9 protein-coding genes are annotated in these 11285 nt (G+C 41.9%); all 9 read left to right on the top strand.

What is annotated here, in order from left to right:
* Window positions 1–426: ABC transporter permease subunit (locus tag RHS_RS27615; protein ID WP_047834992.1), on the top strand; the 426-nt coding region annotated here is incomplete at its 5' end.
* Between the two features lie 104 nt (window positions 427–530).
* Window positions 531–1433, top strand: a complete 903-nt coding sequence (locus RHS_RS27610) for a carbohydrate ABC transporter permease (protein ID WP_027295243.1) — start codon at window positions 531–533, stop codon at window positions 1431–1433.
* 23 nt (window positions 1434–1456) lie between these two features.
* Complete coding sequence (locus RHS_RS27605) at window positions 1457–3277, top strand: sensor histidine kinase (protein ID WP_047834991.1); 1821 nt, start codon at window positions 1457–1459, stop codon at window positions 3275–3277.
* Window positions 3274–4863 carry a helix-turn-helix domain-containing protein gene (locus RHS_RS27600; RefSeq protein ID WP_047834990.1) on the top strand — a complete coding sequence of 530 codons (1590 nt, stop codon included), beginning with the start codon at window positions 3274–3276 and terminating at the stop codon, window positions 4861–4863. Before RHS_RS27605 ends, RHS_RS27600 begins: the two co-directional genes overlap by 4 nt.
* Window positions 4864–4996: 133 nt before the next feature.
* A complete protein-coding gene (gene bglX, locus RHS_RS27595) occupies window positions 4997–7237 on the top strand; it encodes a beta-glucosidase BglX (protein WP_047834994.1) in 2241 nt (746 codons plus the stop codon).
* A 103-nt stretch (window positions 7238–7340) separates the two neighbouring features.
* Window positions 7341–8504 (top strand): hypothetical protein, encoded by a 1164-nt coding sequence (locus RHS_RS27590; RefSeq protein ID WP_395023609.1) that lies wholly within the window; start codon window positions 7341–7343, stop codon window positions 8502–8504.
* Between the two features lie 261 nt (window positions 8505–8765).
* Complete coding sequence (locus RHS_RS27585) at window positions 8766–9455, top strand: response regulator transcription factor (protein WP_027295232.1); 690 nt, start codon at window positions 8766–8768, stop codon at window positions 9453–9455.
* Window positions 9448–10767, top strand: a complete 1320-nt coding sequence (locus tag RHS_RS27580) for a histidine kinase dimerization/phospho-acceptor domain-containing protein (RefSeq protein ID WP_395023608.1) — start codon at window positions 9448–9450, stop codon at window positions 10765–10767. Before RHS_RS27585 ends, RHS_RS27580 begins: the two co-directional genes overlap by 8 nt.
* Window positions 10768–10884: 117 nt before the next feature.
* The coding region (locus tag RHS_RS27575) for a hypothetical protein (protein ID WP_395023607.1) at window positions 10885–11285 on the top strand (401 nt) is incomplete at its 3' end.

Raw genomic sequence — 11285 nt, 5'->3', positions numbered from 1 at the left:
ATATTAGTAATCGCAAACTGCTGGAAAGGGGTTGGGTATGGATGCTTAATCTATATTGCGACTTTGATTGGCATAGATCCCACATTTTATGAGGCGGCCAGGCTGGATGGGGCAACGAAATGGCAGGAGATTAAGAAAATTACCCTTCCATGTATGGTTCCTACGATAATTACGCTGCTTCTATTAAGTATTGGGAGAATCTTCTATTCGGATTTCGGGTTATTCTACCAGGTTCCCATGAACTCCGGTGTCCTTCTTCCTACCACAAATGTAATTGATACATATGTATACCGTGCTTTAATTGAACAGGGAAATATCAGCATGTCTTCGGCGGCAGGCGTTTATCAGTCTCTTGTAGGATTTGCGGTAGTTATGGTCAGTAACTGGGTGGTCAGACGGGCAGATAAAGAAAAAGCACTATTTTAGTAAGAAACTCAGTAAACAGAAAGGAAGCCACCCAAAGATTCTTCTAACAGGATTTAAAGGTGGCAGTATTGCAGTCAGGTCTGCAATATGCAGGGGGTATAAAAATGTATCATTCGAAAAAGAACAAACGTTATCAGTTCATTATTAATCTACTGCTCATAATTGTAACGCTTTCTATTATTTTACCGTTTTTGCTGGTTTTTATCTCATCTATTACAGATGAAAATACACTGATACGGGAGGGGTATTCGTTTTTTCCAAAACAACTCAGCCTATATGCGTATCAGTATATTATTCAGCAGGGCGACAAAATTTTAAGGGCTTATGGAATTACGATTATCGTAACGCTTCTGGGGACGGTGGTAAATATCTCAATGTCTGCCCTTATGGCTTATCCGCTATCGGTGAAAACGCTGCCCCACAGGCGGGCAATTACATTTTTTGTGTTTTTCACAATGCTGTTTAATGGGGGCTTAGTACCATCTTATCTGATGTATGTTAATTATTTTCAAATTAAAAACACACTATTTGCATTGCTGGTTCCAAACCTGCTGCTGAGTGCTAATAATATTCTGTTAATCCGTACATATTTTACAGGAAGTATCCCGGATGCACTATACGAAGCTGCGAAGATCGATGGTGCCACCCATTTTCAGATTTTTGGAAAAATAGTGATACCTCTTGGGAAGCCGATTCTTGTAACTATGGGGCTGTTTTCCGGACTTGCCTATTGGAATGACTGGACGAATGGTTTATACTATTTATCAGGAAATAGTGGTCAGAAGCTATATGGAATACAAAATCTGTTAAATCAGATGATTACGGACATTCAATATCTTGCCAGTGGTAAGGTGGCGGGTAATATAGGGGCTGAAGTGGCGAAGATGCCTACCATTTCAATTCGAATGGCGATAGCATTTATAGCGATGCTGCCGTTGTTTCTGATCTATCCGTTTTTACAGAAATATTTTTCAGAAGGAATAACGCTGGGGGCCGTTAAGGGCTAGTACTACAGCAGTAAGGAGTGGTGATGATTAAAAAGAAGGATGGGCAGCAGAAAAATATTGCACAGCAGATGAAAGGAATTGTGAAGATAATAATTCCGGTTTTGATACTTTATATTTTTCTGGGCGGCGTTATCCTTGAGAATATCCGTAAGCAGGCAATTAGAAATATGAATGAGATGTCAGAACTTTATATGGATGAACTGGATAACCGCTTTTTCCGCATCAGCCGAAGAATCCTGATAAATATCATGGAAGATAATTCAGAGGAATCTGTATTCCGGAAAAATGTTGAGCTAATCTGTGAAGACAGCCAGAATGATATTCAGATCAATTATGCCATCGGGAAGATCCGGGAGGATTTTCTGCAGTTTTCCTGGGAATACGGGGAAGAGTATCACTTTTTCTTATACCTGGAGGAGACCGGCAAATTTATCAATCTGGATCTGGATGCGGATACGGATCTGCTTAGCGACAAGATTAAGCGCTCTCTGATTGAGAAAATCCAGTCTAAGAAAAATACAACTTATTCTATTAAGCAAAAATGGGACAGTCTGTTCCTTAAAGAAGGCAACTATGTTTATAAAGCGGCTCAGATAAAGGGTATTTACCTGGGATGCTATGTAAATGTAAAAGATATACTGGAGCCCTTTCAGAAGATTACCTCCGGCGGTGACGGCTATGTGCAGATGGTCAGCCATGATGGACAGGTAATTGGAAGAATTACGGATAAGGGAATTGAAGACAACAGCAGGAAGAAGGAAGACAATGAAAATAAAAATACCGGGGAATTGGCAGCCGGAGCATATGGTGCCGGGAAAAAAGAGTGGACGATAATTGTAAAAGAAATGAAACGTGCGCCGTTTTTCTTAGAGCTGCATATATCCGGGGAAAAGATCATTGGTATTCTGTCGGTGGTACTGGCTGCACTGCTGGTTCTGGTGCTGGTGCTTCTGTCAGCAGGGTATGGAATGGTATTTTATCTGAGAAAGTACGTGCTCAGCCCCATTCAGAAATTTACCGATAATCTGCTTCAGTATGATGCAGGGGACTATACTTATAATATAACGGACAGCAATCTGCTGGAGCTGGAGCAGATGGACGGACAGTTCCGCAAAATGATGCATCAGATCCGGAAGTTAAAAATCACCCTGTACGAGCAGGAACTGGAAAAGCAAAAAATAGAAATGGATTTTCTGAAGCTGCAGATCAGACCACACTTTTATTTAAACTGCCTTAATTTTATTTACAGTATGATTGATTTTAAAGAATATCAAAGCGCGAGAAAGATGTCAGCCATTACCGCAGATTATCTGCAGTATGTTTTCAAAAATAATCTGGAAAAAGTAAAAATTGAAGCAGAGCTGAATCATTGCAGAAATTACCTGGACATTCTACTGCTTCGTTACCAGGGTGGATTTGAATATTATATAGAGCAAAACGATGAGGTCATAAATGCGGAGATTTTCCCATTCCTGATTCAGGTATTCGTAGAGAATGCGGCAAAACATGCACTGACCATGGAACGGAAGATTCTGATTTCGGTTACGGTATATCCGGAGGAACGGGAAGAGGGAGAATTCGTAAACATATATATATCAGATACCGGAAAGGGATTTCCGGAAGATGTCCTGGACAGATTAAATCAGGGGCTCCCGTTACCAAATGCCAATGGGCATGGATTTGGAATAGAAAACTGTCTGAAGCGGTTTCGGTATTTTTATGGGGCTCAGGGAGAGATTCATTTTGAAAATAGTCCACTTGGAGGGGCAATTGTGGATATTCATATCCCGGTGGAAGACGCTGCTGGAGAGAATGGGGAAATAAATAATGGAGTAATGCAATGAACATTCTAATCGTAGATGATGAAAATTATGTGATTGACAGCATTAAGAAAAATATTTGTTGGGACAGGTTTCCCGTTACCAATATTTATACGGCAAACAGTATGCAGCAGGCACAGACCATCGTAGAGATGATTCCCATCCGGATCATCATCAGTGATATTATTATGCCCCAGGGTACCGGACTGGATTTTGTAAACTGGGTGAGGGAACAGGCATATCCGATACAGGTTATCTTTCTAACCAGCTATGCGGAATTTGAGTTTGTAAAGAAAGCAATCGCACTGGAATCCGTTGATTACCTGCTCAAACCCATTGATTTTATAAAGTTGTCGGATGTGCTTGTAAAGGCAGTGGAAAAATGTGAGATGCAGCAGAAATTCAAGGAGTACCGGACCGGATGTGAAAAGTGGGATCGGAATAAAAGGCTTGTGCATGAAAATTTTCTAAAAGATGTCATGGAAAATAAGTATACGGTTTTCGATCTTCCAGTATTCGAACATCTGGATTATACAATGGAGGATATATTTATACCGCTGTATCTGCATATTTATGACAGCGGCAGAACTTCAGAAAATTGGGATGAAAGCATATTGGAGTTTATTATCAGAAATGTTTTGGGTGAGCTTGTAAACGATATGGATTTGGAAGTTGAAACCGTATATCCCGAACAGCGTTACCGCTATGCTGCCATATTAAAGAAGCGTGGAAACGGTGGTAAAAAAAGAGAGATCTCAGACAGGCTGCCGGCAGTTATGGAAATGTTTCTGTCCTGGGCAAAAGGAAAACTGAAGAAAAATATCTGGTTCGGTGCAGGAAATCAGGCTTCCTTTAATGAGCTCTCTGACAGTTTTACAGGTCTTAAGAAAATGAGGGAAGAAAACCTGGCAGTCTGGAACTGTGTGATGTGCGTCGAAAATTATGAGCGAAAAGAGATTGTTTATCAGAATCCCCACTTGCAGATGTGGAAAACACTTTTGGAAGAATACAAAACAGAAGATTTGATTTCCAGTATGTATGCGTATCTGGAGCAAATGGAACGGGATGTGATGATTACCCTGGAGAGTCTGAAAAAGTTCCGTATGGACGTTGTCCAGCTGATCTATTCTTATCTGGCGGCTCAGGAGGTTACCGCCCATCTGCTTTTCGGTGCAAAGGAGAGTGAACAGGCTTATCTGATGGCGGTAGACGGCATATGGGGAGCAAAGGAATTTGTCAGCCATTATGTGGCAAAAGCAGTAAATCATATTGGTTTTATCCAGGAGTCAACCTCTGTAGTGGATGAGCTGCGAAGGTATATCGATATGCATTACCAGGAAGATATACGAAGGAGTGATCTGGCGGATCTGGTGTATCTTAATACAGATTATATTTCCAGAATTTTTAAGAAGGAAACAGGATTGTCCATCAGCAATTATCTGATTCAGAAGCGCGTGGAGGTGGCAAAAAGGCTTTTGACTCAGAGTAAGCTTCCTATAAATACTGTTTCTATTCACGTAGGATACAGTAACTTTTCATATTTTACGAAGATGTTTCGGGAGAATACCGGATGTTCACCGCTGGAATATAGAAGAAACTATAGTGAATGATGGCACACAGCAATGACTGTGACCAAACAATAATAGAACTTCAGGTAATTCAATAATAGAATAACAATAGAAAGGTTGCCACAATACGATGGCAGTGTTGCAGGAGTGCCTGCAATATAAAATGGGTACCATAATGAAACAGACAGAATTAGAACAATTATTGAAAAGCATGTCTTTAGAAGAGAAGATTAACCAGATGCTGCAGGTGACAGGAGATTTTTACCTTGGAAAGACCGTAATCACCGGTCCTATGAGGGAAAACGGTTTTACGGAAGAAAGTGTGGCGCAGGCAGGCTCTGTAATAGGGCTTGCAGGAGCGGATGTGGTTAAGAAGGTACAAAAAGAATATATGGAGAAGCAGCCGCATCATATTCCGCTGCTGTTTATGCTGGACGTTATCAATGGATATAAAACCGTATTCCCTATTCCTCTGGGACAGGGAGCTGCTTTTGAACCGGAAATGTCCAAAAGCTGTGCAAAGGCAGCGGCAAAAGAGGCTGCGGTATCAGGGCTTCACATAACTTTTGCACCAATGGTGGACCTTGTAAGGGATGCCAGGTGGGGAAGAGTCATGGAATCCACAGGAGAGGATACCTATTTAAACTGTTGTTTTTCAAAAGCAATGGTGGAAGGATTTCAGGGCAGCGACTTAAAGGAGCCGTACCGGGTAGCTGCCTGCATCAAACATTTTGCAGGTTATGGGGCACCGGATGCCGGGCGGGATTATAATACGGTGGAGTTGTCCGAACATACTCTGCGGGAATTTTATCTTCCGGCATATCAGGCAGGTATAGAGGCAGGAAGTGCCCTGGTGATGACATCTTTTAATACGATTGACGGCGTCCCGGCAACGGGTAATAAATGGCTGATGCGTGATATTCTTCGCGAGGAAATGGGATTTGACGGTGTCTTGATTTCTGATTGGGCTGCCATGGAAGAGATTATTTATCACGGCTATTGTGAAGACCGCCTTGATGCTGCGAAGAGATCAATTGAAGCAGGTGTGGATATCGATATGATGACCGGTATTTACTCCGAGCGTCTGCAGGAACTCATAGAAAAAGGTAAGGTAGAGGAACGGCTGATAGATGAAGCAGCCATGCGTATTCTGGAACTGAAAAACAAGCTGGGGCTTTTTGAAAACCCATACAAGGATGCGGATGAGGAAAAAAGCCGGGAGATTATACTCTGCAGAGAACACCGGGAGCTGGCAAGGGAATGCGCGCGTAAGTCGTTTGTTTTGCTGAAAAATGAGGGGGCACTTCCGGTAGAAAAAGAACAAAAAATTGCATTTATAGGTCCATACACAGACAGCAGGGAAATACTGGGAGCGTGGTCGTTTATTGGGAAAAGTGAAGATGCAGTTTCTATTAAGGATGCAGCCATGGAGGTGTTGGATCAAAGCAGAACAACATATTGCCAGGGCTGCCCGGTATTAGATGATACGGTGAAATTAGAAGGATTTGCGGCCGGCAATGAAGCGGAAGGGAAATCAAACAATACCGCAAACCCGGAGGATGAAGAACAGAAGCAGGCGGAAATGCTGAATACCGCAATAAAGGCGGCAAAAGAGGCTGACGTTGTAATCATGCCGCTGGGAGAACACCGGCTGCAATCGGGAGAGGCATGCAGCAGGGCAGAGATTGTAATACCGGAAGTGCAGATGGATTTGTTCCGGAAGATCTGCCAGGTACAGCCAAATGTAGTAGTAGTTCTCTTTAATGGACGACCATTGGATATCAGGGAGATTTCCCAAAAGGCTAAGGCTGTTTTGGAAGTCTGGATGCCGGGAACGGAAGGCGGGCATGCCATTATGGATGTACTGACCGGGGAATACAACCCCTCCGGCAAGCTGACTATGAGCTTCCCTTACAGCGTTGGACAGGTACCGGTACACTATAATGAATATTCTACAGGCAGGCCGCATGTACCGGGCAAAGACAAAGACAGGTTTCGCTCAAAATATCTGGATATTCCAAATGCACCCCTCTATCCATTTGGATATGGATTGAGCTATACTGATTTTGAAGTCTCTAAGACAGAACTGGACCATAGGGAAATGCAGCCGGAGGATACTGTAAGGGCTTCAGTCAGCATCAGGAATACAGGAAATATAGCAGGAACACAGGTACTGCAGCTGTATATCAGGGATGTGAAAGCCAGTGTGGTAAGACCGGTAAAAGAATTAAAAGGTTTCCAAAAGGTTCATTTACAACCTGGGGAAGAAAAAACAGTGACTTTTGAGATCAGAGAAGAAATGCTTCGTTTTTATTCGGAGAATAAGGTCTTTGAGAGTGAGGCAGGGGAATTTGAAGTGTATATAGGTGTGGATAGCAGTGTGGAGGAATGTGACAGGTTTTATTTGAAAAAATAAAAGAGTGGATATAGAAGAACAGATGTGGACTTTAGACGGTTTGCAGATCAGTGAGAACTGATTTGCAGGCCGTTTTTGTGCAGGGTAGGTGGGTTTGTCCCACTTGTTTTCAGAAGGCAGATACATATCCCAGGCTGCGGTTTTATATCATGCGGATGCGGAATGGGCGGGAGAAGCAATGCTGTTTCAGAAGCCGGTCCGGGTATTGCTGGAAAATCAGATTGATTGTGATATTATCAGTGCAGATGCGCTGTTAAAGACAAGTATAATGGCAAAAGACCGGGCTTTTCAGATCGGACCGCAGAGTTATAAAGCTTTGGTAATCCCTTTTAGCCAGTATTTGCCTGCACAGGCGGTGGATAAGGTCATTTCCCTATTGAAATCGGAGATTCCTGTTTACTTTATAGATGGTCTGCCTGAAGGGATTTGCGAAGGACAGGAGCGGGAGATTAGAACCCCGCTTTTGGGATCGGAGGTTGTATCGTTGTCCAATCTGGCATCTGCAATAGAAAATAAGATAGGTTTTTCCGTCCGCACGGCGGCAAGCTTACCTGATTTAAGAACGTACCGGTATCAATATGATGGGGGAACGGCACTGTATTGTTTTAATGAGAGCACAGGGGATATAATAGATACTGAAGTAGAAATAAATTTAGAAACCAATCAATTACAGTATTGTTACCGTTACCATGCATTTGAAAATCAGCTGTATAGAATTCCATCTAAACAGCGAAATGGCATTATAAAGGCGAGGCTGCAGCTGGAACCGGGTGAAGCGGCAGTTTACATATTAAAAAAAGAAAAAGATATTCTGCCTTATTATGTTTCATATGAGCAGTCAGGCAGAAAATTAGGAGGCCCATGGAAACTATCGTATGCAAATATAGATGATGATGCTAATTTCAAAGAATTGTATTATGGGGATCAGGTTTTTCAGGATTTGACAGACTGGGCAGCAAAGAATAAGTTCAACGGATATCTGCGATACGAGACAGAGGTGTATTTTGTTAAGGACAAGAGGGAGTGCCTGAGGATAACGGATACTCTAAACGGCATGGAGATTTTTGTAAATGGAGTAGTGTCGGGCAGAAGAATAGGACCGCCCTATTATCTGGAAATTCCGTTTAAGGAGGGCAGAAACCGCATTTGTATTGAAATTGCATCTACTCCCGTATTTGCCGCAGGAGATGACTGGTCGGCGCTTACAGTACTTCCGCCGTTCGGTCTGATAAATGAGCCTGAATTCTGTGAGCCTATATGCGAATAACGAATTAGTGCCAAAACCATACCTGAGCACAAGCTTTAATTAAGATAATATTAAAAAGAAATTCATCCCGGCTAAATGTTTATTTCTCAAAAGCTGTTATACTGAGAACATGTCTAATTGTGATATAAATGTGTGTCAGTGAGAACAGAATAAAAAAACTAATATTATAGATATATCATAAATTATAATGAGACCCATAATTTCTATCATCAATTGAAGAAATTATGGGTTTTCTAAATAAAAATTCCGGGAGGTACAGCAATGAATATATTAATGATTGAAGACAATGCAGAGATAAGAGAAGGTGTCAGGATTCTTTTGGAAGGTGAAGAATACGCGGTGACAGAGGCTGAGAATGGAAGTGAAGGGCTTAAACTCCTGGACAGCGATACGGACCTGGTTATTCTGGATGTTATGATGCCCGGGATCTCAGGCTTTCGAACCTGTGAGGAGATCCGGAAAGTGTCTAATGTGCCGGTTCTTTTTCTGACTGCCAAGTCCCAGGATTCAGATAAGTTAATGGGACTGATGGCTGGGGGAGATGACTATTTATCCAAGCCGTTTTCTTATTCCGAGCTTTTGGCAAGGGTGAAGGCACTGGTGAGAAGATACTGCGTTTATAAGGGAAAAGAAGAGGAGGGAACGGAAGACCGCTATGTTAATGGAATGGGGATCCGGATTAATGAATCTTATAATGAGGTTTGTAAAGGGGATAAAGAGCTGGCTTTAACCGATATTGAATATAAAATATTACTTCTGCTGATGAAACATCCAAAGAGAATCTTTACAATACAGAACATTTACGAAAGCGTCTGGAATGAACCATATTTTTATGTTTCAAATGGAACGGTCATGGTTCATATCCGTAAGCTGCGGCTGAAGATTGAAGACAATCCGCAGGAGCCGAAGTGCATTCGTACAGTTTGGGGCAGGGGGTATCGGTTTGGATAAAAAGAGAAAACTTCAAAAAAGCGGTCTGAGAAGAAAGCTTGTGCGGATTATGGTGATTGCATTTTTAATAAGCGGTGGTCTGTATTATTTTCTGCATAAGGGAGTGGAAGCAAAACTGAACAATTATTTTGAAACTTCAGATTATGTGGAAAAGACCGAGTCAAAGTATGCCCAGAAATTTCAGGATTACGTGCAGAAGAATCATATTTCTACAACAGATACGGATAAGATAACAAAATGGGTCAGGGATCAGGATATTGTACATATCAGCATTTATAAGGATTCTGTGCTGATCTACGACTCGTATTATCCGAATAATGATATCATAGCCGAAAATGATGTGGAAACGGAATACTTTGGGTGGCAGGCATATTATCCTATGAAATTTGCAGATGCGCAGGCGGATGTTTTTCTGGACGGTTTTTATGATTACCGGGTTTTTAACTATGCGATGATAGCAGAAATTCTTCTTTCCTGCCTGGTTTTTATCGGTATTGTGATGGCTGGAATTAAAAGGACAATTGATTATATTGGCATTCTGGAGCAGGAGGTGGAGATCTTGGAAGGAGGGCAGCTGGATTGTCCGATTACATTAAAAGGAAATGACGAGCTCTCTGCTTTAGCCAGAGGGCTGGATGAAATGAGAAAATCCTTTAAGCTTCGCGTGGACCGGGATGAAAAATTGACAAAAGCAAATAAAGATCTGGTTACGGAGATGTCCCATGACCTTCGGACACCGCTTACAACCCTCCTGCTCTACACACAGATATTAAAAAGTAAGAAGTATCATGGTGCGGATCAGATGGAAGATTACATAGATAAGATTGATCAAAAGGCAAACCAGATCAAGAGTCTTTCAGATAATATGTTTGAATTTTTCCTGATTCTGAGGGAAGAAGAAATCGAACTTATGGATCCCCAGTCTTTTAAGGATATATTTTACGATATTATGTCGGAACTTGTATTATCATTGCAGAAACGTGGATTCCGGGTGAACCAGAACATCGAATTTCGTGAAGTTAAAGTTGAGGTCTCCGTGGATTACGTTCTCAGGGTGATGAATAATATTGTATCTAACATAATCAAATATGCGGATTCCAATGAAGATATTGTGATCTCTACAATTTATGGGGAAGAACAGGTATCTATTTTATTTGTAAACCACAAATTAAAAAAGTCGGAAAAAGTAGAGAGCACCGGGATCGGCATCCGAAATATTAAGGGGATGATGGACAAGATGGAAGGGAGCTGTCAGGTGGAGGAAACTCAGGAATTGTACCGGATCAAATTAGAATTTAAAATTGTCGTTTAGATTTCATCATGTTCCTTTAAGGATTGGTTAAGATTTAGGTGATATGATAAATACTGTAGATACAAACAATTGATCCAGGCATGCTCTGGATATGCGCAGGAAAGTGAGGACAACTATATGAAAAAAATACTTATAAAAGGAACAACAATTGCAGTGTTGGGAGCATTATCCATTACCATGACGGCTTGTGGCTCCAATCCCCAGTCAACAGAAAATACCCCCAAATCGGAATCTTCAGCGGTGATCAGAGAAAGTGGGTCCAGGCAAAAGGAGACGCAGGCAAGTGAAAATAAGACAGGCGGCAACCAGTCGGAGAAAAAGCAGACCAGCGGCAATCAGTCAGAGAAAAAGCAGACCAGCGGGAATCAGCGGAATAAAATAAAGTCTAATAAAAGGCAGACAAATAAAATGCAAAGCGGGTCCGAAGAGAGCGGAATGTCGGAGAGCAAAGAGTCCGGACAAGCGGAGACGCAGACAGAGGGCGGAACCGAAAATACGCAAAACAATGAATTGGCGAA

The sequence above is a fragment of the Robinsoniella sp. RHS genome (genome assembly GCF_001029355.1).
GTDB classification, from domain to species: Bacteria; Bacillota; Clostridia; order Lachnospirales; family Lachnospiraceae; genus Robinsoniella; species Robinsoniella peoriensis.
The sequence above is the reverse complement of the archived record's forward strand: the minus strand, read 5'-3'. Positions and strand labels throughout refer to the sequence as shown.